The sequence below is a fragment of the Leptolyngbya sp. CCNP1308 genome, from assembly GCF_034932455.1.
Classification (GTDB): Bacteria; Cyanobacteriota; Cyanobacteriia; order Phormidesmidales; family Phormidesmidaceae; genus Nodosilinea.
Genome location: NZ_JAYGIH010000003.1, coordinates 146,284 through 169,534, shown reverse-complemented (window position 1 = coordinate 169,534; position 23,251 = coordinate 146,284). Strand labels below are relative to the sequence as shown.

The following is a 23,251-nucleotide window of genomic DNA, read 5'->3' as shown; positions in this document are numbered from 1 at the left end:
AATTTGAGGGCGATCGCGCAAAAACCGACCCAATAGAACATAAGAACTATCCCTCTGACTCGTATTTTCTTCCTTTATAAAGAATAATAACGTAAATCGTTGGGGGTTCCTAAACGTGAATCAAGCTGCTGACGCGGTTCGTCGCCGGGCTAAATCTTCGGCTTGGCTCGCCGAATTTTGTAGTCAATTCAATACATTTGCGCTGGCATGCCAGTATTTTCTACGCATTATTACGTAGTTTTTTCATGCGCAAAAAAGGATCCGATTTAGAGGAGCGTTAAGTCTGATCTGGTCTCGAAGCTAGCAATTTGGCAAAAATGCTTTGGCTTTGAATAACGGCCAGAGGCTCTTCATTAAATGCCGCTGCCGTCTAGAAACTCTTCGATGACGCGGTCTTGCAAACGGCAGTGAACGCCGTCTTGAGAGCGCACCGCCCCCACTAAAACAGGTTGGCGCACTTGGCCCAAGGCCTGCACTTCTTTCTCTAGTGCTTCGATGCGATCGAGCAAGGCGCGAATTACCTGGGCTTCGGAGTCGGGTAGGCGACCGTGCTCTAGAGGTTCTACACGCTCTCCGGCTCGGTACACGATGCGACCAGGAACGCCCACCACCGTGCAGTCAGAGGGCACTTCTCGCAGCACTACTGAACCGGCCCCAATTCGCACATTGTGCCCGAGATAAATGTTGCCCAGTACCTTAGCCCCGGCCCCCACCACCACGTTGTCGCCTAGGGTAGGGTGGCGCTTGCCGGTTTCTTTGCCGGTACCCCCTAAGGTTACGCCCTGGTAGATTAAGGCATAGTCGCCTACGATGGCGGTTTCCCCAATGACTACGCCCATGCCATGGTCGATAAAGACTCCTTTGCCAATGGTCGCCCCCGGGTGAATTTCTATGCCGGTGAGGAACCGCGCCAGGTGGGAAATGAGGCGCGGCACTACAGGCAGGCCCAGGTTCCACAGCCAGTGGCTGAAGCGGTGTAGGGCTAAGGCATGCAGGCCAGGGTAGCAGGTCAGCACCTCTAGCCAGTTGCGGGCCGCTGGGTCACGCTCGAAGACGATGCGAAAATCGACAAGCAGAGTGGTGAGCACAGGCAATGAATTAACTGCAGCCCTACCATCCTAACGTGGGCCTGTCGTTGACCAACACCTTTCGCGGGTGTGGATTACTCCAGCGTAAGCATTACGGCCCTGCACCAAAAGAGAGGTTTTTTGACCCTACGGAGTTGCGCTGAGGGAGTAGTTGTAGCGCTGACCCTGTTGGTGGGAGCCGACCCAGACACTGTAAGTACCTGCTGGCCAGTTTTGGTCTTGCACTCGGGCGTCGGGATTGCGGCGATCGGTGTCGCCGCCACAGCGTACGGTGCCATCAGACCCTTGAACTAGAAGGCTGGTATCGTTGCCGCCGCTGTTGACTTGAAGGGTGAGGGTGGCGAAGTCTTGCTGTAACACCATGATGTGATCGGGGGCAGTGTCAGCAAACCCGGCGCAAATGGTGCCGTTGCGATCGCGCCCGGCAATGCTAGACAGCGCAGAAATACCGTTGGTGAAGCCGCTAACGCTGGCTGTAGGGGTAGACCCAGACAGCGTAAACGCCTCGAAGTTGGCCTGCTGAGCCAGGGAAGGCAGCATTGCCAGTAGCCCCGTCGCCAGCCCTGCGGCTAGCGCCAGTGCTCCGCATTGTTGATAGTTGATAGCCATGGCCCCAGCCTCCTACGGTTCAGTTCTATGGTGCTAGGTAATCGTCGCGATCGGTAGACATAATAGACAGATACTGCAACTGTCTTCGGTCACACCCCCTCCAGTTACACTAGGCAACCGTTGGCCACTTATCTAGCGATGTCCGAATCCCCAGGAGGCTCCAGCCATGGAACTTGTGATATGGAACTTGTGATATTGATGATCTGCGTGGCGGCCTCCTGGGCGATCGCCATTCTGGTCAACAGCCTGACTCACCTCGGCCAGTTGTTAGTACCTTCCCCCTGGCTGATAGGCGGCATGGCCCTGGTGTTAACCACGTGGATCATGCGTGACGAGTAGCGCTAAAGCTCAGTCGTGCCGTAGAGTTCTGGCACCTCTCGAACCGGCGGCAGCGACTTAGCATCTCGGGTTTCGATATAGCCCGTATAGTAAGCCCCCGGCTCGATTTCTAAAGCACCGGCTACCACATCTCCTTCGAGGCGGGCCGTGCGGCTGAGGGTGAGCTTACCCTCGGCAAAGACCCTGGCCTTGAGCACCCCCTGCACCACAATATTTTGAGCTCTGACCTCGGGGCCTTCGATCAACCCCGTAGAGGAGATCTCTAGGTCACCCTTGATGTCTACAGTGCCATGGATGACGCCGTCTACCCGCAGCATACCTTCGGCGTGAAGCACCCCTTCAAACTCAGTCTTTTGACTCAGATAGGTCAATAGCGGAGCCGGTTTACGTTTGAACATCAAAATTGCCCTCATAACTCCAGAGAACAGCACTCCAAGCAATGGCCTGGGCGACATTAGCCCTAAAGAAGCTGCCGCGGCCCGAACAGCACCCTAGCTGTGTAACTAAATATTAAAAGACAATGGCTTCGGCCCGACAATAATCTGCTGGTTGGCAGCAGTTTCCCTCTCTTTAGAGGGGTGGGCGCTACCATCTACCCTCGTTATGCTTTAAATTAGAAGAAACTTGGAAGAAATACCCCCTATTCAAAATCAGCGGGGATCAATATAAATAGACGCTAAACCCTTCTGAATTCACAACGGTCTCCTCTTCCTTTTTTCTGATTCGACCCTTTTAAAGACATGGTCCTAGTGCTGGTTCGCTGGCGCTGAGACTTTTACTCCAGCGATCGCGATCGGTGCGACAGAGCCCTTACCCTGTTCTGCCGCGTTGTTATCTCACCCCATAACAAGCCCTTACAGGAAACCTACCATGACCGCTATAGATGTTCGCCTTCAGTTTGAGCAAGCCGTTCAATCCTTTGAATCGGTAGATGTAGACTGCAAGATCGCCGTACTCTGGCAGATCTACGACACCCTGGGCCAAGCTTTTGCCGCCATTGCTCCGGTAGCCCTTTTTTCCCAGGCCGTTCAACAGCTGCTCAGCCAGATTCAGCAGGTCGATCGCGACGATCAATCGGCCATCATGCGCGATATTCTCGCGGGAGCCGACACCCGCTTTACCCAGGCTTATCAGGCTCTCAATACGAACATGAAGCTGGCCTTTTGGCATCGCCTGTTCAGCCTCATCCCCACCAGCCGCCTGCCGATAACGGCCTGCCGAGACGGTTCAGCCACAACCCAGGCGCTGATCGCCCGCATCGGGACCATGGGCCTCAACGAACGGCTCCACTTTTTGCGCCGAGCCGTGGGCTAAGTTAAGGCAAGCCACTTATTGTTTCTCAAAATCTGCGATTGGCGTTTTTGGGAAGGCATTGGGCCAAGCGGTGGGTGGGAGCTGGAGTTCATGCTCCCCCCTCACTCAACTGCTAGCTCTCAGCACTGGGGGATGTTGACGGTAAAGTGAAAGCCATAGGCTCCGCGATGGGGCCTAACTGCTCTATCTACCGTTTGGCTATGCCTACCATTGAGGTTAATCAGCTCAGTAAGCGCTACCCCGTCGCGATCAAAGAGTCGGGCCTGGGGGGAACGCTACGGCATTTCTTTCGCCGTCAGTACCGTTTAGTAGAGGCGGTACAGGCCGTCTCGTTTCACATTGAGCCGGGCGAAGTAGTGGGTTTTTTAGGCCCCAACGGAGCCGGTAAGACCACCACGCTCAAAATGCTCACTGGCCTGATTCGACCCTCAGAAGGAACGGTGCGGGTAGGCGACCAGGTGCCCTTTCAGCGGCGGGCCGAGTTTTTGCAGGATATTACCCTGGTAATGGGGCAAAAGCAGCAGCTGCTGTGGGATCTGCCTGCCCTCGATTCGCTGCGGATCAACGCCGCCATCTATGGCCTCTCCGACAAAGAGTTTCACTACCGGGTCGATGAGCTCACCGAGATGTTAGCCCTTCAGGGAAAGCTGACCCAGCCGGTGCGAAAGCTTTCTCTGGGCGAGCGCATGAAGGCCGAAATGATGGCGGCCCTGCTGCACCGTCCTCGCGTCTTGTTTTTAGATGAGCCTACTTTGGGACTAGACGTCAATGCCCAGGTAGCAGTGCGGGAATTTTTGCGCGACTACAACCGTCGTTACGAGGCCACCATTTTGCTCACCAGCCACTACATGGCCGACATCACTGCTCTGTGCCGCCGAGTGCTGCTGATCTACCAGGGGCGGTTAATCTACGACGGCAGTCTAGAGGGGTTGCTCGATCGCTTTGCTCCCTACCGAGAAGTCACCGTAGATTTGTCCACGGGCTGCGATGCCGCCACCCTGAGCCGCTACGGCGAACTAGAAAGCCTGGAGGGCTGCACGGCTCGTTTGATCGTGCATCGCGATGCCCTAACTCAAACTGTCAGCCGACTGTTGGGCGATTTGGATGTACAGGACTTGACTGTCAGCGACCCGCCAGTGGAGGAAGTGATTGGGCGCGTGTTTGCGGCAGGTTCTGCTGAGCGGTGAGGGGATGATGGGTAGGTGAGTGGGTGGATGGGAAACGGCTAAACACGCAGGCCGAAGTAGGTGAGGACGAGTTCTTGGGTGCCAGTGTTGGCGACTTCGTGGTGTTCGCCGGGCGCGATCGCAATACAGACGCCGGGAGTGAGTGGATAGACCTGACCCTCAACGGTAATGGTGCCAGCGCCCGATTCGACGAAAAACACTTCGGCCATATCGGCGTGGCTGTGGCCGTTGGCGATCTGGCCGGGGGCAAAGCGGGCCTGGGCAAAGTTGGTCAGGTGGGGTAAGTCATCCCCATGCAGCAGCACCCGCTTTTTAATCGCCGGGTTGTGGGAGACCGACGCTTCGGGCACTTGATCGAGGCCGGTGATTTTCATGGTCTGGCGCAGTTCTGACTTACAACAGCTCGCACTGGCCGTGGTGGCGCAGCAGATGATCGCACAGCACCAGGGCCACCATGGCTTCGACCATGGGCACGGCGCGGGGCAGCACACAGGGGTCGTGGCGGCCCCGCGCCTCTAGCACGGTAGCTTCGCCGGTATTGGTGACGGTGTTTTGGGCTTTGCGAATGGTGGCGGTGGGCTTAAAGGCGACGCGAATAATAATGTTTTCGCCGTTGGAGATGCCCCCCTGGGTGCCGCCGGAGCGGTTGGTGCGGGTGCGCAGGGTGCCCGCTTCGTCAGTGTAGAACTCGTCGTTGTGCTCGCTGCCGGTGAGCAGGGTGCCCGCGAAGCCAGAGCCAATTTCAAAGCCCTTGCTGGCGGGGAGCGACATCACGCCCTTGGCCAGATCGGCTTCGAGCTTGTCGAATACGGGGGAACCCAGCCCGACCTTGACCCCACGAGCCACGCACTCCACCACGCCGCCAATGGAGTCGCCCTGGTCGCGGATGGCTTCGACCCGGTCGATCATCTGCTCGGCGGCGATCGGGTCGGGGCAGCGGACAATATTGCTCTCGACCTGCTCTAAGGTGACAGTGCTAGGATCCACACTGCCCTCCAGGTCTTGGATGCGCTTGACGTAGCCAATGATCTCAGTGCCGGTGACCTGGTGGAGGATCTTTTTGGCGATCGCCCCCGCCGCCACCCGCCCAATGGTTTCCCGCGCTGAGGAGCGGCCGCCCCCCTGGTAGTTGCGCAGGCCATACTTGGCGTCGTAGGTGGCATCGGCGTGGGAGGGACGATAGGCGGTGACCATCTCGCTGTAGTCCTGGGGGCGGGTATTTTCGTTGCGCACCAGAATAGAGATGGGGGTGCCCAGGGTTTTGCCCTGAAAGACGCCGGAGAGAATTTCGCAGCGATCGCCCTCTTTGCGCGGGGTGGTAATTTTGCTCTGGCCCGGACGGCGGCGATCGAGCTCGGCCTGAATTTCCTCAGCGGAAATCTCTAGGCGGGGGGGACAGCCATCGATGACCACCCCCACCCCACCGCCGTGAGATTCGCCAAAAGTGGTGATGCGAAATAAGTCCCCAAAGGTGTTGCCCATAGATCGGTAATGCCAGTATCGGCCAAGGTAGTTTTACCGATCCTACTATTTAGTTTCCTGATTGGTTTCCGCCAGCTTCAAATAATAGCGAGGATTCACCGCCTGACTGTTGCGGTAGACGCTGTAGTGCAGGTGCGGGCCAGAGGATCGCCCGGTGCTGCCCAGGTAGCCCACCACATCGCCTCGGTTAACGCGATCGCCGATTTTGACCTCCAGTTCGGACATATGGGCGTAGAGGGTTTCGTAGTTATAGCCGTGGTCAATTTTGACGTGGTTGCCGTAGCCGCCGTTGTAGTCAGCCCGCACCACTACCCCTTCGGCCGTCGCCAAAATCGGCTTGCCCACTGGCCCGACAAAGTCTACGCCCTCATGCATTTCGTAGCCCCGCAGGCCAAAGGGGTTGGGCCGCAGCCCAAACTCTGAGGAAATCGAGGCCTCCCCCGCTATCGGTTTGCCGCTGGGGAAAGCTGCCGCCTGCTCGGCCTCGGACTCAAGAGTTTGCTCTAGGGCTGGCTTTACCGCTCGAGAGAGCATGACCTCTAGACTGGGCAACTGGCGGCGGGCTTCGTCGAACATGACCTCGGCAGGAGCTTCCTCAGCTACACCACCGCGAGGAGGAATCTCCGCTTCAGAATTGGGGACGCGGGTATTCTCAAGACTTTGCTCGGGCAGGCCAGCGCGGTTCTTGAGCACCTCAATTTCGTTGCCGATCGCGTCTAACTCGGTCAGCACTTCGCTCGCAGTTTCAGACAAGTTTTGGTTGCGCTGGGCCAGGTGCACGTTTTGATAGAGCAGCAGGCCAATCCAGGTGAGGGGTAGCCCTACTACTAAGGCTAGGCCCACCAGCAGCGGCACCGGACGCAGCCTCAGGGTGATAGGAGATTTGCCAGTTGCCGTAATCAGTACGGTGTAAGGCTTGAGCTGAAGACGGGGCATAGCAAAACTAGCAGGGAAAAGTGGTAGCAGACGTTAACCATCAGACCAAGATGGATTATACGGGGATCAGAGCATTTGCACAATTTCACGGATCGTTTGCAGGCCAACGCCACAGTGACTCCAAGGTGCAATTCTAGAATGTAGGGATTGTTCTGGCCGTTGTCGAACGTGGCCTGGGGCACTCCGAGCCGCTGATCATGGCTGTGTAAAGAATCCGTTACACTGAGTAAATAGCGCTCTACAGAGAATTCGTGCGATGGATGTCACCTGGCTCGACAGCAACTCTTGGCTGATTACCCTGGGGGGACAGCGCATTTTGGTTGACCCCTGGCTGGTGGGAGAGCTGGTGTTTGGCCAGCAGCCCTGGCTGTTTAAGGGCGAGCATCCCCAATCTCGGCCTTTGCCCGAGGCGATTGACCTGATCTTGCTTAGCCAGGGGCTAGAAGACCACGCCCATCCCCCCACCCTAAAGGCTCTCGATCGCACCATCCCGGTGGTGGGGTCGCCCAGTGCGGCCAAGGTGGCAGAGAGCCTGGGTTACAGCCAGGTCACAGCCCTCAACCACGGCGAAACTTTTATCCTCAATCAACAGGTGACCATCAAAGCGATCCCCGGCGCACCCGTAGGGCCGCTCGTGACTGAAAATGGCTACATTCTGCGCGACATGTCGGGCGATCGCGAGTCGGGGGCCTCTCTGTTCTACGAACCCCATGGCTTTCACCGGCCCGAGCTGAAGGCAGAGGGGCCTGTGGATGTGGTGATCACACCGGTGGTCGATCTGGCGCTGCCTGTGGTGGGGCCGATCATTCGCGGCCAGCAAGGGGCTCTAGAACTGATCGATTGGCTCCAGCCTCAGGTGGTGCTGCCCACCGCCGATGCGGGCGAAGTCACCTACAGCGGATTGCTGATCAACTGGCTCAAAACAGTGGGCGATCCCCAGGCGTTGCAGGCGGCGATCGCGGCCAAAGGACTGTCAACCCGAGTGTTAGCTCCTGTTGTAGGTCAATCGCTGCCTTTGAACCTCATACCTCGCCAGCCTTTGGCCACGGGGGTTTAGCGAGGATTTAGCGATCCCCACCAGCGGCAATGGGGTATCCAGGGAGGCTGTATTCAGGTAACCTTCTTTTAAGGTTAGTCAAGTTTTAAGAAGGATCTATAGCTATGCCTTACACCACCGAAGACGGCGGCCGCCTCAACAATTTTGCCAACGAGCCCAAGATGTATGAGGCTGAGCCCCCGAGTGCCACCCAAAAGCGCAACTATTTGATTTTGGGTGGGCTAGCCCTGGCGCTGGTGGGTGGACTTCTGGTGGTGGCGATTTCCGTCTCGTAGGTCAGGTCTGCGGTTTAGCCAGCCAACTCTAAACGACAGCCGAGGCAGAGACTGCTTCGGCTGTCTTGTATCTGGAGTCGGGGTAGAGTAGGCGGAGTAACGTCTACCTCGGGTTAGCATGGCAAACTCGCCCCATTGGCTGGAGGGTGTAACCGGCAGCGGCAAGACTGCCTGGCTGCTGGAGCAGCTGCGCCCAGATGCTGCGGCGCCGCTGGAGCTGGGCCAAAGCCACTTAATCTTTGCAGCCAATGGCGACAACCGCCTGCGGCTGGCGGCGCGAATTGGGGATGTGGCCCCCGGCGTGGCGGTGGTCACGACCACACCCAACGGCTTCATTCAGGACGAAGTGACGTTGTTTTGGCCGCTGCTGGTGGCCGAGCTGGGCCTGTCGCCCCAGTTTCCGCTGCGGCTGCGGCCCGAGAATGAGCAGGAGTTAACCGCCAGTCATTGGCGACAGCAAATTCTCGACGGCACCCTGACGGTGGAGGGCTGGTTAGAGGCCCAGACCGTGCGGCGATCGCTCGATTTTTTGCAGCTGGCCGCCGCTGGAGGGATCCCTGCTGAAGATTTGCCCGTGCTGCTGCCGGAGGGCATTCCCCCAGGGTTTGCCCCCGAGACGGTGTGGCGGGCGATCGGTCAAGCGCTGGTAGACTGGCGCGACTGGTGCCTGGCGCGGGGTCTGCTCACCTACGGGGTGATGACCGAGCTGTACTGGCGGCATTTGCTGCCCCACCCCCTCTACCGAGAGAAATTGCTGGCCCGCTACGGTGGTCTATTTGCCGATGACCTGGATGAATATCCGGCGATCGCCGCCCAGTGGCTCCAGGTGTTTATCAATGCCGGGCGGCCCGTGGCCATGACCTGGAATCGCCACGGCAAGGTGCGAATGGGGCTGGGGGCCGATCCTGATGCCCTGGAGCAGATGCGGGATCAGTGCCAGGTGACAGAGCAGACCACCCCGGCGACCAATGCCCTGGCCTACCCCTGGGGCGATCAGGTGGTGGCGTGGGTGATGGATCCCCTGGCGCTGCCCGAACCGCTGGCCTGTTTTGAAACCCTGCAAACGGTGTCGCGGGGGGAGCTGCTGCGCAAAACGGCGGAGCGCGTGGTCAAGGCGGTCAACCAGGGCCAGGTGGCCCCCCAGGAGATTGCGATTATTGGGCCGGGTCTAGATGCGATCGCCCGCTACACCCTGGCCGAAATTCTCAGCGATCGGGGGCTGCCGGTGGCCTCCCTCAGCGACCAGCGACCGGTGATTCACTCGCCCTTGGTGCGATCGCTGCTTACCCTGCTCACCTTTGTGTATCCCGGCCTGGGGCGGCTGGCCAGCGCTGAGGAAGTGGCCGAAATGCTGGTCGTGCTGAGCCAGATTCCCCAAGCCCCCGAGATTGGCCCCTGGTTTGAGGCGGTGCAGATTGACCCGGTGCGGGCCGAGCTGCTAGTTGACCACTGCTTTGAACCCAGCCTAGAGCAGCCCGAACTGTTGCCCGTAGAGCGCTTCGATCGCTGGGATCGCCTCGGCTACAAGGCCACCGAAGCCTACAGCCGATTGCGCCAGTGGATTGAACAGCAGCGCCAGCAGCGCCAGCAGCGCTTGACGCCGGGGGTGATTAGCGTACTCGATCGCGCCATTCAGGCCTTTTACTGGGGCGGCAGCCACCTACCCGCCGACCAGCTTGCCGCCCTGCGCGAGCTGATGGAAACCGCCCAGCACTACTGGGCGGTAGAAGATCGCCTGCGCCAGGTGGCCCCGATGCTAGATCAAAAATCTACCGTAACGCTAAAAAATTCTCTAGAGCGGTTTATTCTACTGCTGCGCCAAGGCACCGTAACCGCCAACCCCTACCCGGTGGAATCGGCCCAGGTGATTACCATCGCTACGGTGTACCAGTACCGCCTGCAGCGCCTGCGCCACCGCTGGCACTTTTGGATCGACGCCGGATCGCCCCGCTGGCTGGCCGGTACCGACAATCTACTGTTTGGCTATCCGCTATTTTTAGGATCCTACCGGGGTCGCCCCTGGACGACTGAGGATATTGAAACGCTGCACCGCGATCGCCCCGAGCGCATTGTGCGCGATCTGCTGGGACGAGTCAGCGATCGCGTAGTGCTCTGCCACAGCGAACTGGCAGTCAGCGGCCAAGAGCAAATCGGCCCTCTGCTCACCCTAGTCACCGCCAACGCCGACGCTTAAAAGCAAATAGGGAAAGAATGAAGAGTGAAAACTGAAGAAAGTCCCAAACTCTTCGTTCTTCACTTTTCGTTCTTTTTGTTGTCCGTCCCATGGCCGACAACAAAAGAGGGACACTGACTAGCAGCATCCCTCTTTCATGGCATTTGCCTCAGATGAACTGGGGCTTAACGAAAGCGCTTTTTGCGACGCGCGACGGCTTTGCGCTTGCGCTTTTCTTGGGGCGTCTCGAAGTGGCGACGACGCTTAACTTCCGAAAAAACCCCGGCCTTAGAGACCTGCCGCTTAAAGCGACGCAGGGCCGATTCAATGCCTTCGTTTTCACCGACAACGACTTGAGTCATACGAAATCGCTTCTTTACTCCTTGGGTATGCCTAACAAATCAAACAACAGGTTGTCAAATTCACACACTGTTCAAGATTGCCCCGGAGCGGTCGAGCCACCTCCCATTGCTCCAGGCAGAGTCGTCATGGTCAGCTGTCAGTACGAAGTATATACAGACAGAAAAATTCGGGCATAGTTGTCCGTAATTTTTATCAGACTAGCACAAAATAGGCCGTTGCCCAGCCCAACCCCGTTGGGGCCAAACGGTGGTTAGGCGGTGTAGGTCTTGGGCCGAGGGAAGGGCAGTTGCCCAGTGCAGAGCCCCTGGCCCAGCCGCTGCTCACAGAAGGATTTTTCGTCGGGAGCCAGCTGGTCGTAGCTGATATCTCGCCGCAGCACAATGCCGTTGTGGCCCGCCAAAAACCGGGGCAGTTCTGCGTACTCAATGGTGCGGAGGGTGGCCATGTCGTAGCTGGTGTAGGTGGTCAGCTCTGGGTCGGCAAAGTCAACATCGATCACGGTTAGCACCTTCCTCGGCGGCAGATTGCTGTCGATCAGAGCGCGCGGCCCAGACCCCAAAAGGCCGGTGTGGAGCAGCTGGAGATTGCCCCGGTGGCCAGGATAGTAAGCATGCTGGTGGCCGCTGATGTAAGTGTGCACGTTGTATCGCTCTAGCATGGCCCGCAGCTGATCGGCGTTGGCGAGCACTTCGCCGGGTTTATCGCGCCCCACAGCGATGCCGTAAAGGGGCAGGTGGCTGAGCAAAATGCGGGCCTTAGCCTGCTGGGCGGCGTCGCTGGCTAAGGCTTGCTCGACCCAGGCCAGCTTTTCCTCGGGCAGGCGACTGGTCGAGCCATCCCAGGTCATAAAGAAAATCCCCTGCTGCTCAAAGGTGTAGTAGAAGGGAAAATCGGTGCGATCGATAAAGTTAACCCCAGGGCTGTGTTCTGGGGCCGTCCAGTAGGCCGTGGCTAGGTCGCGTTCCTGCTGAAACAGAAATTGATTGTTTGGCCCCCTGGCCCCCGAGGCATCGTGGTTGCCGATAGTAAAGCCGAAGGGCACGGATTGCTGGCGCAGGGGAGCCGCCACATGGTCGTCAAACGCCTGCCACATAGCCCGAATTTGGTCGGGTGTCAGCGATGGACTTTGCCCCGCTACCATGTCGCCGCCGCACACTACCAGATCGGGCTGCCAGAAGGGCAGTAGGGCGATCGCCTTATCCACTTCAGGGTCGTAGTCGGTGGAGCCGTAGGCGCTGTTGAGGTCGCTGATCGCTACCAGCCGGACATCCTTACGGAGCGGGTTGGCCAGTCCTCCCGCTACACTGGCCACGATCGCCTGGGCTTCGGCAGACAGCGCTGGCGGAGCTGGAGCCACATCTGTCACCGCCCCTTCGCGGGCCTCAGTGGGGGATACTGCCTCTGCCCCAGGGGCCGGAGTCGCAGGGGCGGGGGGTTCCGAGAGCAGTGCCCGCTGGGAACAAGCAAGGCATACGCTGAGCACTATGCCCAGGCAGAGGCCGGTGAAAAAGCGTTTAAAACCCATAACCAAGAAAGGCCAAACCACAGGCCTAAACTTACCCCATCTATCCGACTTTTGGGCGGGGGGTTTGCCGGTCGGATGGCTGGGTCGCAGGTTGAAAGGTTAGTAGGTTCGAACGTTCGGGCTTACTCATCCAAGCGGCAAACTTGTGAGTCCCAATTGTCTATCCAGAACTCAAGTTCCTCTGGCTAGAATTTGGAGAGATTTTCGGCTCACTTGCCGCCCGCGATATCAATAAATGACCCGGTGGTGTAGGAAGCCTCTGCCGAAAGCAGCCACAGAATAGCATTGGCCACTTCCACCGCCTGCCCGCCCCGCTGCATGGGCACTGCGCCTTTAACGCGCTCGACCCGATTGGGCTCGCCGCCGCTGGCGTGAATATCGGTGTAGATAAAGCCGGGGCGCACCGCATTGACGCGAATGCCCTCGGCGGCCACTTCCTTAGCAAGGCCGATCGTGAGGCTGTCGATCGCACCCTTGGAGGCGGCGTAGTCCACATATTCCCCTGGCGACCCCAGCCGCGCCGCCACCGATGACACATTGACGATCGCCCCACCGGCTCCACCGTACTTCGTTGACATGCGCTTTACGGCTTCGCGCGCGCAGAGAAAGCTGCCGGTGACGTTAGCGGCCAAGACTCGGCTGAGCCGGGCGGCATCGAGTTCGTCCACGCGCCGCTGCTGCTCTAGAATTCCGGCATTATTCACCAGGGCCGTCAGCGTACCCAGTTGTTCATCCACCGTTTGAAAAAGGCGTAGCACATCGTCTTCTAGGGAAATGTCTGCGGCGACGGCCATCGCCCGTCCACCTGCCTGGGCGATCGCGTCAACCACGCCATGGGCTGCCGCTGAGTTGTGCAGATAGTTGACGCAGACCCCATACCCCCGCTCGGCGGCGAGACGGGCTGTAGCGGCCCCAATACCCCGACTGCCGCCGGTAACGACTAAAACCTGTGCCATCAGCTGCTGGACTAAAACGACGATAGCGACTCGAATTTGGCAGATTTAGATTCTAGCTGCCGCTGGGTGCGGGCGCGATCGCAGCTAAAAGCTTACCTGGTTATCTACGTTACTGGAGTATGCTTTAAGCCTGTTGATTTAGATCCAGCTCTGAAAAAACGTCTTTAGCAATTAACAGGGCATTGACGGCAGCGGGAAAGCCGGCATAAATCGACATTTGCATAATGACTTCGACAATTTCGTCTCGGGTGCAGCCTACATTTAAAGCGCCTTGAATGTGAGCTTTTAAAACAGTGGGTGCATTGCCCAGGGTGACCAGGGATGCGATCGTGGCAATTTGCCGCTCTTTGGGCGATAAACCCTCGCGGGAGCAAATATCACCGTAGGGAAACTCAATAATAAATCGCGCAAAATCGGGGGCAATATCCCCCAGAGCATCCATGATGCCCTCGCCGATGTGGCCATGAATTCTGGCCAGCGCCTCTTGCCCACGGGCATACCGAGTCGAATCCATTGGGATGTCTTTCTTCAAAATGGTTTGCCGGGTTGTCGTTACTTGGCTTCCATCCAGTTTGGCCCGGCGTGGGCTTCGACCTTGAGGGGCACCTTCAGCTCTACGGCAGACTCCATCACGGCGATAATCTGGGGTTCTAGCTCTGCCCACTCGTCGGGGGGCACCTCAAACACCAATTCGTCGTGGACTTGCAGCAAGAGGTTGGCCTGATAATTTTTCAGTAGCTCATGCAGGCGAATCATGGCAATTTTGATGATGTCGGCACTGCTGCCCTGGATCGGGGCGTTGGCCGCCGCCCGCAGCGATCCGGCATCGTAGCCGTTGGTGCGGAGAGCATCGAGGTCGATGGTGGCGGGGTCGGTGCCGCGCAGCGATCGCAGTTTGCCATCCGTAAAGTTGAAATACCGCCGCCTGCCGCAGATGGTCTGCACGTAGCCCTGGGCGATCGCCTCTCGCTGCATTTGCAGCAGGTACTCAAAGACTTTGGGGTAGCGATCGTAGTAGCGATCGATAAAGGTCTTAGCCTCGGTGCGGCTCACCCCGGCCTCACGGGCAAAGCGCACCGCTCCCATGCCGTAGATAATGCCAAAGTTGATCACCTTACCGGCGCGACGCTCTTCAGCAGTGATGTCGTCTTTCTCGAACAGCAGCCGGGCTGTCAGAGCGTGGACATCGTCGTTGTTGTTGTAGGCCTCCACCAGCACCGGCTCACCGCTGAGGTGGGCGAGAATGCGTAGCTCAATCTGAGAATAGTCTGCCGCCACCAGCCGCCACCCGGTTTCGGGAATAAACGCGGCGCGGATCTGACGACTAAAGGCCGTGCGAATGGGAATGTTTTGCAGGTTGGGGTTTGACGACGACAGCCGCCCGGTGGCCGTCACCGCCTGGTTAAAGTCGGTGTGCACCCGGTGAGTATCAGGGCGAATTAGAGTGGGCAGAGCATCCACATAGGTGGATTTCAGCTTGGAGAGGGTGCGGTGCTCCACTACCAGATCCACCACGGCGTGGTCACCCTGGAGCTTTTCGAGGGTAGAGGCATCGGTGGAGTAGCCGCCCGACTTATTTTTGCGCGACTTGCGCTTATCGAGGCCCAGCTTTTCAAAAAACAGCGTGCTGAGCTGTTTAGGCGACCCCATATTGAAGGTTTCCCCAGCCGCTTCGTAGGCGGTTTTTTCCAGGCGGGCCAGGTCAGTTTCAAGCTGCTTTGAGAAATTGGCCAGGTAGTCAGGGTCAACGCGAATGCCGGTGCATTCCATCTCCGCCAATACCGGCTCCAGGGGCAGCTCGACCTCGGCAAACAAGGTTTTGAGGTCAGGGACTTCGTCTAACTCAGCTTGAAGCTTGGATACCAGGAGATAGGTGGTGTGTACGTCGGCTCCGCAGTAGTTGGCCACCGCCGCAATCTCTACATCGGCGATGGTTTTGCCCTTGGGCACCAGGTCTTCGTAGCTCTGGGCCACCAGGTTGAGGTAGCGCAGGCTGAGGTCGGTAAGGTTGTGGCTGGCCTCGGGGTTGAGCACATAGCTGGCCAGCATGGTGTCAAACACCACGCCCCTCAGGTGAATGCCCTGGTGGCGGAATACCAGGCGATCGTACTTGGCGTTTTGCAGCGCCTTGGGGAATTCGTCGCTCTCGAGGATGGGACGCAGCGCGTCTAGCACCATCTCCAACGGCAACATTTTCCCGTCGCTGTGACCTACCGGAACGTAGGCCATGTCTTCTCGACCCGTGCCCCAGCAGCAGCCGATGCCTACCAGCGTGGCGTCCCTTGGCTCTAAGGACGTTGTTTCGGTGTCCCAGGAGACAGGGGTGGCGGGGTTCTTTTGCTGAGAGAGAATATCTAGCAGTTCGTAGAGCTGGGCCTCGGTGGTGATGATCTGGGGTGCGATCGCCACCTCATCCACCCCCTGGGCGTTGTCGGTTTCCTCCGCCGTAAAGAAGGCCACATCCGCGCCGCCCGTATCCTCAAAGCGGCTGGAGCGACTAGGTTCTGGGCTGCTGGTGCCCCCACTCAGCGCCTGACTGGCCTTCGCCGCCGTCTCCTCTGCCGCTGCGCCACCAAACGCAGTTTGCAGCTTGCCTAGCCGATTGACAAAATTCTGAAACTCCAGCTTTTTCAGCGCCGGAATCACCACATCGGGGTCAAACCCATCCAGCTTGCAGGTAGCCAGGTCGATGGGCAACTCCCCATCGGGAATATCAGTAATAATTTTGGCCATGTAGCGCGAGTGGTAGGCCGACTCTTTGCCCTCGATCAGCTTTTTCTGAGTCGCGCCCTTGATGTTGTCGATATCGGCGTAGACGGCATCCAGGTCGCCGTACTCCGCCAGCAGCTTGGCGGCGGTCTTGGCCCCAATGCCCTTCACGCCAGGGATATTGTCCGACGAGTCGCCGCACAGGGCCTTGTAATCGACCACTTGATGGGGGTAAATATCGAGCTTGGCCTTGACCTCCTCAATTTTAAACTCCTGGGCCAGGCCGTTCTTGGCCCCCTTGGCAAAGGCGTTGCCCAGGTGCAGCACGGTAATGCACTCGTCGGGGTCAATCAGCTGAAACAAATCCTGATCGCCGCTGAGAATTTTGACGCAAAACCCTTCGGCCAGGGCTTTAGTGGCCAGGGTGCCGATCACATCGTCGGCCTCAAAGCCGGGGGCGACGTAGATATTCAGCCCAAAGTCGGTGAGCAGTTCGTTGAGATTTTCGACATCTTCTAGAAACCCCTCCGGCGCTTCGGGGCGGCCATCTTTATAGGTGGCGTCGGCCTGGTGGCGAAAGGTGGGCGCAGCCAGGTCAAAGGCCACGGCGGCGTACTGGGGCTTTTCGACCTCCATCATGTCGAGCAGCGACTTGAGAAAGCCGTAGCACACGCTAGTTGGAATACCCGTGGAGGTGCGCAGGCCGCCGTCGGCATTTTTGGCAAACGCATAGTAGGAACGGAAGGCCAAAGAATGGCCATCTACCAGCATCAGGGTGGGCTTGTCGGCGGAGGAGTTGGCGGCCACGGCGGGTTCTCGGGGTCGGGGAATGAGTTCCTATTGTAAGGGGCGAGGTCAATCTTAACTGCCTAGAGCACTGACTAGGACGCGGAGCAGATCTTCTAGATCGGCGGGTACTCGGTAGAGATCGAGGTCTTGGGTGACCCGACGAGACTGGCGATCAAACTGACCAAACTGCCAGATATTGCCCGTCGAAATGGCTCCTTGTAAAACCGGTTGGTCTGACTCAATCCATTGATCTAAGGCAATCAGCTCGATCGCTAGCTGCACAAAACCCCGCTCTAAATCTTCGTTTTTGGCTTCAATCACCAAAAAAGTAGTGCCATTTTGTAGCAGGTAATCAAGCGATCCCTTGAGCTGGTTGCTCACCGCCACCGGATATTCCACATTCAGGGTGGCCTGGGTGTAGTGCAGCACATCGGTCAGCACTGGAGCGATGAGAAATTCTCGCCGGGCCATTTCGCTGGTGAGGCTGAGGCGGGGCAGGCTTTCTTCGATACGGGTTTTGAGATCGTTTAGGCGATTGAGCGGGCCTGGGTAGCGAGGCAGGTGTAAAGCCTGGCGCTGAAGTGACACGCCAAAGTAGGCCAAAATATCCTGCGGCGCAAAGTTGAGCTTGAAGTAGTCGGCAAACGTGTACGACTGTTCGGGCTGGATAATGGCAGCTCTAGGCATATCTCAGACCGTTTAGGGATGAAGTGGGGGGCGTAATCCTAGTGTATCGTTCCACCGAAGGGGCGATCGCCATGCTAACCAACGCGATCGCGTATCAATTTGCGCAACCAGGGCAGTAGGCTCATCCAAAATGGTTGATACTGGCCGCAGCCCATGTTCTGTTGGGGGTAACGCCCATGCAAAAGATGCCAAATCTGAAGCCGTTAGGCTGTGTTTTGACGATCGCCCTGGCAACCCCTACACCACTCCCTGTCGGTGCCCAGAGCACCCCTCCCCGGATCGCCTGTGAAACGATGGTTTCTCTAAGCCAGGGAGGCACTTTAACCTATCTACTAACGGGCAGCCTGCCGGAAACTACTGCGGCGGACAATCGGCAAGACCCGATCGCACCAGCCTTGACCCTAACGGTGCAGTGGCAGAATCAGACGGGGCGGGTGCAAACCCTGCTCAATGCCGCTGCCCTGAGCGATTATGAGCAACTGGCTCCCGATGCTGACTATGCTCAACTGCCCTTTGAAGGCCCTTTTCGCGGTCAGCCCAACAACGCCGACCATCTCTATGGAACACCCGATTCGGTGCATGGTCTCTACGTCAGCCTGCGCCCCACCAGCGGACTGCCCCAGCAGATCCAGACCGTTCACTACTTGAGCCCTAGCAAGTACGTGCGCTCAATGGTGGGCACCTGCCAGACTGCAAATGCCGACCTCAACGGGGCGATTGACGAGCAGTTGTCGCTGCTACAAGAACGACTTCAAGCCCAGGACTGGGCCGCTGCCGATCGCATAACCCGGCGGTTGCTGGCCCCAGGGACAACCTCCCTGCCACCGTTTGATCCCCTACCCTCTGATCCAGTATTGTTGCGGCCAGAGCTGATAAAGGCCATTGACCAGATGTGGCTGACGGCCAGCAACGGGCGATTTGGGCTCCGTGTGCAGCAGCGTCTTTGGCAGGCGGCGCTGGCCGAGCATCCCAACGATGGTGTAGCGGCGGTCAATGCCTTTCGCGATCGCGTCGGCTGGAAGCTGGCGGCTCCTCGCGCTGAGGTTGACTTCATTAGCAGTGACTGGTTGAACGAGTCGGAGTTGACCTACTCCTTGCAGGCTCCGGAGGGCCATCTGCCTTGGGCTGGCGTGTCGGATGAGGTGGTGCAGGCAGTTGCGGTTCCACCAGCCGGGGTGCATTGTGGCAGCTGCACGGTCGATGCCATGCAGCTGCGCAACGAACACTTCTATAGATACATTCCACAACTGATGGAACGGGCAGCGTTGTATCTAGACCGGCCAGTTTCCCAGAGTGCAGAATAGCAACGCTTAATCCAGCGCTGTCCAGTCGACTTAGGACGGCAGATCGAGGTGTGGTGGCCGGAGATGGGGGTGAGGGGGCGATCGCCCCGTCTGTCCACGCCCATATCACAACCGGCAACCCATAGGGTAGGCTAGGAAAGCAAACGACACACCCTAAACCCATGGCCAACCTCGAACCTACCGTCACCCCCACCATCGAGCGCTCTAAGGCGGGCTTTAACGACTACGCCGAGCGGCTAAACGGGCGGGCCGCCATGCTGGGGTTTGTGGCGCTGGTGCTGTTTGAGCTGGCTACCGGGCAGGCGATCGTCACCTGGCTGGGCCTACGCTAGGTAAGCTATTGCCTGTATTGGGAACGCTATTTATCTGAGACAGATTCCCCCAGGTCTTTGCCCTAAACGTTTTCCTCGATAACCCCCCTTCGAAAGGCGGGCAGGGGGGATCTCCAAAGGCCAATTCACCGTCATTAACCTTCATTAACCTTGCTACATTCGGGAGATCGACCCATTAAGGCGCTTTTTAGAAAACAACCGTGGCTGGCTACAGCGCTCACCGTAGGCGCTGTCGATGGCCTTATGGGGGCGACAGAAGACAAGGTTTCTTTAGCGTTGTTTGGCCTGCTGCTAGCGGGCGGGGCCGTCACCCTGAGTTGGGGACAAATTCAGCGCCACGCTACCTCTAGCAAAATGCCGGTGCTGTTGAACCCACCTGGGCAGGTTTACGTTCCCACTTCCACCGGGCGGAACGACCTACAGGCCAGCACAGGCGACGAGTCTACCCCCTGAAGCGGGCACTTGGTCTGGGCGCAGGAGCGGCAGTTGGCGTTGAGCAGGTGCTCTAGGCTGCGCTGGCGGTAAAGGCTGACATTTTGGCGAATGTAGCCCTCGACTTCGAGTTCTGACAAATTATCGGCGATCAAAATCGCCTGGGGAATTTCTAAGGCCTGGCGGCTGAGGTTGATTTGGGCCAGGTTGTCGCAAAAGCTAATTTGGGGTGAATGCACGATCACCGGCAGCTTTTGAGGCTGGCTATGAAAGCCCTCGGGTCGCTGTTGGGCATAGTGGTCTTTGAACTGTAGGGTGACGGTGCCGTCGGCGTAGCAGCGGCTGCGAATATGGCGCTGAAAGGGCACGGTGAGAAACCCATCCGGAGCCAGGCTGTACCACCACGACTTATGCCATCCCTGGGATGGCAGATTGATAATGTGTTGTACCTCGTCGGGGTCAAAGCCCGATCGCGCCAGCAAGGCCTCTGCCTCAGTGAGCGAAACATTCTGTGCCAGGGTGGCGAGGTCGGAGTGGCAGGGGGTAATAGCCTGGTACTCGCGGTGGTTGTGGACATCGGGCAGCGGCGGCGCATCGGGGTACGACCCGGCCAGCACGCAGTTGATGTGCTCGAAGGTGAGCAGGGCATCCATACGGCCCTGGCCATGGGCACTGTGACTTTGGGGCAGGGGCACGCCGACTTCGACGGTGACGGAGCCAATTTCGTGGGGGTGGGCGATCGCAGGCAAGCTCTCGGTGAGCAGCGATCGCAAAAACCCATCGTCGGCTACAGCCAGGGCTAACTGCGGGTCGGCGGCAGACAGGCCATTTCCTGGCTGAGCGCGTTGAAAAGGCTGGGCGAGAGGAGAGCTAACCATAGGTAAACACTCGCCAAAATGAGGAGTATTGCTAATGCTGTTGGGCACAGGGTTGCTGGGCAAAGCTAGATCTAGCCACCAAACCCGTGGTGTCACTGTTCTATCAAGCCGACCCGCAGGCGTACAGTCCAAGGCCAGGAAACGTTGCACAGGTTTGCACAGCGCAATGTAACCGCCGTACTTCGTTACCGTTTTTGGTGCTCACCGCATCAGAACCGCATCCTCAATAAAAAAGCGCCCCGACGATGTCACGCGGGGGCGCTTTTGCTTTACCTAGGGTTCAAACACACAACCAACCAAAACTAAGCATTCGTCGAGTCATCCACCGGGGTTTCGACATCGTCTAGCACAACGATGTGGACGGGGGTGGGCGCGGCGGGCTCAGCGGGCTGGCCGATTTTGCTGTAGGCCAGCGCCACTAAGGAGCGAAAGCCGCGCACTAGGGGACGCACAACGCCGTAGCGATCGCCATACTCCGTGGCCATATCGGCATCGAAGCGATCGACCTGGGTCTGTAGGCCAGCCAGAATTTGCTGGGCCCAGCCGACTTTGCGATCGTTGGCCAGGTAGCGCAGGTCGGCAAAGATTTGCGCCCAGGTGGGGGCCGGGGCATCGGTCTCAGTAGCGACCTCAGCCTCGATGGCTTCAGCTTGGACAGCTTCGGCTTGGACGGCTTCGGCGACTGCATCGGCAACCGCTTCAGCGGCGGCGGCATCGGCGGCTTCATTGGCCCTGAGTTGATCAATCATTTCGGCCAGGGTTTTGCGGCCCTGGGTTTCGATTTCGCTGGAGCCATCTCTTAACTCAGCTAGAGCTTCAGCGGCAGCAGCTTTGACAATTTCGCGAATGCGGCTGGCGCGCTGGCCACCTTCTTTTTGAGCTTTTTCCCACTCGGTCTTGACGCGGTCTTGTACGGGGTTAGTCATGGGGGCTTCTCCTAATTAAAAATGGGGTTGAAAAGTTAAATTTTCTGGTTTTTGCTAGTTCAAGCAGGAGGCCGGGGTTACTCTCAGGTGGTGTCCCACGGCCCGACTTAGCTAGGGTTAGATGACGGCAACAGAATCTACGTCAATTACGGTTTCATTGATCTTGACCGCTTCTGCCATGGCCACAGTCTCGTCAACCTGGCGGAGGTTGCGTTTGCGATCGAGCAAGATCTGAGTGATTTCGGTGATAGCGATCGTGGCGATGAGGCCATCATCTAGCCAGCCCAAAATGGGAAACATATCGGGGGCAATATCAATGGGGCTCACCAGATAAACTAGGGTGCCAAACAGCACAACCCAACGATATTTCGAGTTGCGGAGCAACTGACGATACCAGTTCATAAAGGGCTTACCAAAAAATCGTTTTGCCATTGCTATCTCCTTTCGCCGATATGACTATCTTGACAGAGGCATGGGATTGGCACAGGTGTGGCTTACCCGTGAAAAAGCGGGGTTTTTACACCGAATCGACCGTAGAGGGAAAGCCGTAGGGGAGTGGGCGAGCAGGGGAAGTTGGAGAGGAGAGTTTTGAATTTTGAATTGAAGAGCGGAGAAGTTGCGGGAGATGGGGAAGAAATCGCGTTGCTGGGAAACTCCGGGGTATGATGTGGCAGATTTTTCGCGGGCACCTGGGTTATGTCATCCTTTCAACTGCGCATTTATGTTCCGCCGCATCCGTTGGTTAAGCACTGGCTGGGGGTCGCCCGCGATGCCGATACGCCGGGGCCGCTGTTTCGCTCAGCGATGGAAGAACTGGGCCGCTGGCTCACCTACGAGGCCATCCGCGAGTGGGTGCCGACCATGGATACGACGGTGAATACGCCCCTCGGCCCGGCCCCGGCCACCTTTATTAACCCTGAGGTGCCGACGATGATCGTGCCGATTTTGCGGGCGGGGCTGGCGCTGATGCCCGGTATTCAGGCGCTGCTGCCCCTAGCCTCGGTGTATCACGTGGGCTTCGTGCGCAACGAAGAAACTTTGGAGGCGAGCTGCTACCTCAACAAGCTGCCGGCCCAGCTCGACCCCGCCACGCGGGTAATCATCAGCGAGCCGATGCTGGCCACGGGCGGCACCATCATGGCGATGATGGCTGAGCTGACCCAGCGGGGCATTGACCCAGCGGTGGTGCGGATTATTTCGATTGTGGCGGCACCGCCGGCCCTGCAAAAGCTGGCGGCGGCCTACCCCACCGTGACCATCTACACCGCCATGATCGACGAGACGGTGAATGAGCACGGATTTATCGTGCCGGGGCTGGGGGATGCGGGCGATCGCACCTTTGGCACCTAGCTAGCTTGATCAGGGGACACAGAATCGGCGATCGCCCGAAAATCCGTCAGAATGTAAATAGGTAGGGGGTACGATGGCATCGCACCCTAAGCTTTGGCACAATGGAGTATTCTAGGCAACGGTTCATCGGGTTTCTTTTTTGGGGTTAGGTAGGCAAAACCTATGAGTCAGCAAGACAATTTCGTCGGCGGTTTTTTACTCGGCACTCTGGTGGGTGGCGCTCTGGGCGGCGTGGTGGGTGCGCTGGCGGCATCGCGCATGCAGCAGTCGGGGGGCAAAGCCAAGTCTGCACTACCCAAAACTAGCGGCAGCCTGGCTTTTGGCGAGTTTGACGACCCCGACGAAGAGAGCATTGAAGCCGCCCGCCTCGGCCTAGAAGACAAAATTGCCCAGCTCAACGATGCGATCGATGACGTGCGGCAGCAGCTTGGCAGCGTTAACGGCCACTCTGAGCGCCCTTGGGAAAGCCCCTCCCGCATAGACTCTTAAGCAAATCTACCGGGTTCGCGCCGTGCTAGACGAAGCAAACCGTTACACTAA

Annotated in this window: 26 protein-coding genes; 11 read left to right on the top strand and 15 right to left on the bottom strand. The window is 58.2% G+C overall.

The window, feature by feature from the left end:
• Positions 1-353 precede the first annotated feature (353 nt).
• Both cysE and VB780_RS02905 read right to left on the bottom strand, forming a co-directional pair.
• A complete protein-coding gene (cysE, locus tag VB780_RS02910) occupies positions 354-1,088 on the bottom strand; it encodes a serine O-acetyltransferase (RefSeq protein ID WP_323349635.1) in 735 nt (244 codons plus the stop codon).
• 126 nt (positions 1,089-1,214) lie between these two features.
• A complete protein-coding gene (locus VB780_RS02905) occupies positions 1,215-1,697 on the bottom strand; it encodes a hypothetical protein (RefSeq protein ID WP_323349634.1) in 483 nt (160 codons plus the stop codon).
• A gap of 180 nt (positions 1,698-1,877) precedes the next feature.
• On the opposite strand from VB780_RS02905, the gene VB780_RS02900 reads away from it, so the two are divergent.
• Positions 1,878-2,036: a hypothetical protein gene (locus tag VB780_RS02900; protein ID WP_323349633.1), complete on the top strand. Its 159-nt coding sequence runs from the start codon at positions 1,878-1,880 to the stop codon at positions 2,034-2,036.
• Between the two features lie 2 nt (positions 2,037-2,038).
• Here VB780_RS02900 and VB780_RS02895 read toward each other — a convergent pair whose 3' ends face one another.
• Positions 2,039-2,434, bottom strand: a complete 396-nt coding sequence (locus VB780_RS02895) for a polymer-forming cytoskeletal protein (RefSeq protein WP_323349632.1) — start codon at positions 2,432-2,434, stop codon at positions 2,039-2,041.
• A 472-nt stretch (positions 2,435-2,906) separates the two neighbouring features.
• On the opposite strand from VB780_RS02895, the gene VB780_RS02890 reads away from it, so the two are divergent.
• Together VB780_RS02890 and VB780_RS02885 are read left to right on the top strand one after the other, a co-directional pair.
• Positions 2,907-3,350 (top strand): orange carotenoid protein N-terminal domain-containing protein, encoded by a 444-nt coding sequence (locus tag VB780_RS02890; RefSeq protein ID WP_323349631.1) that lies wholly within the window; start codon positions 2,907-2,909, stop codon positions 3,348-3,350.
• Positions 3,351-3,550: 200 nt separating this feature from the next.
• Complete coding sequence (locus VB780_RS02885) at positions 3,551-4,537, top strand: ATP-binding cassette domain-containing protein (protein WP_323349630.1); 987 nt, start codon at positions 3,551-3,553, stop codon at positions 4,535-4,537.
• A 38-nt stretch (positions 4,538-4,575) separates the two neighbouring features.
• On the opposite strand, the gene VB780_RS02880 is transcribed toward VB780_RS02885, so the two are convergent.
• Genes VB780_RS02880 through VB780_RS02870 form a run of 3 tightly spaced genes read right to left on the bottom strand, consistent with a single transcriptional unit; the run spans position 4,576 to position 6,955 of the window.
• On the bottom strand, positions 4,576-4,911 hold the full coding sequence (locus tag VB780_RS02880) for a cupin domain-containing protein (RefSeq protein WP_323349629.1): 336 nt from the start codon (positions 4,909-4,911) through the stop codon (positions 4,576-4,578).
• A 19-nt stretch (positions 4,912-4,930) separates the two neighbouring features.
• A complete protein-coding gene (gene aroC / locus VB780_RS02875) occupies positions 4,931-6,019 on the bottom strand; it encodes a chorismate synthase (protein WP_323349628.1) in 1,089 nt (362 codons plus the stop codon).
• A 45-nt stretch (positions 6,020-6,064) separates the two neighbouring features.
• Positions 6,065-6,955: a M23 family metallopeptidase gene (locus VB780_RS02870; RefSeq protein ID WP_323349627.1), complete on the bottom strand. Its 891-nt coding sequence runs from the start codon at positions 6,953-6,955 to the stop codon at positions 6,065-6,067.
• A gap of 256 nt (positions 6,956-7,211) precedes the next feature.
• Here VB780_RS02870 and VB780_RS02865 point away from each other — a divergent pair, with 256 nt between their 5' ends.
• The 3 genes from VB780_RS02865 to VB780_RS02855 all read left to right on the top strand — a co-directional run bounded on the left by VB780_RS02865 (position 7,212) and on the right by VB780_RS02855 (position 10,481).
• Positions 7,212-8,012: an MBL fold metallo-hydrolase gene (locus tag VB780_RS02865; protein ID WP_323349626.1), complete on the top strand. Its 801-nt coding sequence runs from the start codon at positions 7,212-7,214 to the stop codon at positions 8,010-8,012.
• A gap of 104 nt (positions 8,013-8,116) precedes the next feature.
• Positions 8,117-8,287, top strand: a complete 171-nt coding sequence (psb34, locus tag VB780_RS02860; RefSeq protein WP_323349625.1) for a photosystem II assembly protein Psb34 — start codon at positions 8,117-8,119, stop codon at positions 8,285-8,287.
• 118 nt (positions 8,288-8,405) lie between these two features.
• Positions 8,406-10,481 carry a hypothetical protein gene (locus VB780_RS02855; RefSeq protein ID WP_323349624.1) on the top strand — a complete coding sequence of 692 codons (2,076 nt, stop codon included), beginning with the start codon at positions 8,406-8,408 and terminating at the stop codon, positions 10,479-10,481.
• 164 nt (positions 10,482-10,645) lie between these two features.
• On the opposite strand, the gene rpsU is transcribed toward VB780_RS02855, so the two are convergent.
• The 6 genes from rpsU to VB780_RS02825 all read right to left on the bottom strand — a co-directional run bounded on the left by rpsU (position 10,646) and on the right by VB780_RS02825 (position 17,489).
• Positions 10,646-10,822 (bottom strand): 30S ribosomal protein S21, encoded by a 177-nt coding sequence (gene rpsU / locus VB780_RS02850; protein ID WP_194052138.1) that lies wholly within the window; start codon positions 10,820-10,822, stop codon positions 10,646-10,648.
• Positions 10,823-11,073: 251 nt separating this feature from the next.
• Positions 11,074-12,348 carry a metallophosphoesterase gene (locus tag VB780_RS02845; protein WP_323349623.1) on the bottom strand — a complete coding sequence of 425 codons (1,275 nt, stop codon included), beginning with the start codon at positions 12,346-12,348 and terminating at the stop codon, positions 11,074-11,076.
• A gap of 209 nt (positions 12,349-12,557) precedes the next feature.
• Positions 12,558-13,304 carry an SDR family oxidoreductase gene (locus VB780_RS02840; RefSeq protein WP_323349622.1) on the bottom strand — a complete coding sequence of 249 codons (747 nt, stop codon included), beginning with the start codon at positions 13,302-13,304 and terminating at the stop codon, positions 12,558-12,560.
• Between the two features lie 124 nt (positions 13,305-13,428).
• Positions 13,429-13,818 (bottom strand): carboxymuconolactone decarboxylase family protein, encoded by a 390-nt coding sequence (locus VB780_RS02835; protein ID WP_323349621.1) that lies wholly within the window; start codon positions 13,816-13,818, stop codon positions 13,429-13,431.
• A 38-nt stretch (positions 13,819-13,856) separates the two neighbouring features.
• Complete coding sequence (polA, locus tag VB780_RS02830) at positions 13,857-16,820, bottom strand: DNA polymerase I (RefSeq protein ID WP_323349620.1); 2,964 nt, start codon at positions 16,818-16,820, stop codon at positions 13,857-13,859.
• A gap of 54 nt (positions 16,821-16,874) precedes the next feature.
• Positions 16,875-17,489 carry a hypothetical protein gene (locus VB780_RS02825; RefSeq protein ID WP_323349619.1) on the bottom strand — a complete coding sequence of 205 codons (615 nt, stop codon included), beginning with the start codon at positions 17,487-17,489 and terminating at the stop codon, positions 16,875-16,877.
• A gap of 176 nt (positions 17,490-17,665) precedes the next feature.
• On the opposite strand from VB780_RS02825, the gene VB780_RS02820 reads away from it, so the two are divergent.
• From VB780_RS02820 to VB780_RS02810, 3 genes are all read left to right on the top strand, one after another.
• Positions 17,666-18,793 carry a GUN4 domain-containing protein gene (locus VB780_RS02820; RefSeq protein ID WP_323349618.1) on the top strand — a complete coding sequence of 376 codons (1,128 nt, stop codon included), beginning with the start codon at positions 17,666-17,668 and terminating at the stop codon, positions 18,791-18,793.
• 161 nt (positions 18,794-18,954) lie between these two features.
• Positions 18,955-19,125 carry a chlorophyll a/b-binding protein gene (locus VB780_RS02815; protein WP_139296895.1) on the top strand — a complete coding sequence of 57 codons (171 nt, stop codon included), beginning with the start codon at positions 18,955-18,957 and terminating at the stop codon, positions 19,123-19,125.
• Between the two features lie 150 nt (positions 19,126-19,275).
• Entirely contained in the window at positions 19,276-19,578 is a 303-nt protein-coding gene (locus VB780_RS02810; protein ID WP_323349617.1) for a hypothetical protein, read from the top strand.
• Here VB780_RS02810 and VB780_RS02805 read toward each other — a convergent pair.
• The 3 genes from VB780_RS02805 to VB780_RS02795 all read right to left on the bottom strand — a co-directional run bounded on the left by VB780_RS02805 (position 19,512) and on the right by VB780_RS02795 (position 21,793).
• Positions 19,512-20,435: a hypothetical protein gene (locus VB780_RS02805; protein WP_323349616.1), complete on the bottom strand. Its 924-nt coding sequence runs from the start codon at positions 20,433-20,435 to the stop codon at positions 19,512-19,514. The genes VB780_RS02810 and VB780_RS02805 overlap by 67 nt on opposite strands.
• A gap of 302 nt (positions 20,436-20,737) precedes the next feature.
• Positions 20,738-21,361, bottom strand: coding sequence for a hypothetical protein (locus VB780_RS02800; RefSeq protein WP_323349615.1), 624 nt, complete (start codon positions 21,359-21,361; stop codon positions 20,738-20,740).
• A 117-nt stretch (positions 21,362-21,478) separates the two neighbouring features.
• A complete protein-coding gene (locus VB780_RS02795) occupies positions 21,479-21,793 on the bottom strand; it encodes a YkvA family protein (protein WP_323349614.1) in 315 nt (104 codons plus the stop codon).
• Between the two features lie 264 nt (positions 21,794-22,057).
• On the opposite strand from VB780_RS02795, the gene upp reads away from it, so the two are divergent.
• Together upp and VB780_RS02785 are read left to right on the top strand one after the other, a co-directional pair.
• Entirely contained in the window at positions 22,058-22,711 is a 654-nt protein-coding gene (gene upp / locus VB780_RS02790) for a uracil phosphoribosyltransferase (RefSeq protein WP_323349613.1), read from the top strand.
• Between the two features lie 162 nt (positions 22,712-22,873).
• Positions 22,874-23,200 (top strand): hypothetical protein, encoded by a 327-nt coding sequence (locus tag VB780_RS02785; protein ID WP_323349612.1) that lies wholly within the window; start codon positions 22,874-22,876, stop codon positions 23,198-23,200.
• The last annotated feature ends 51 nt before the right edge of the window (positions 23,201-23,251 follow it).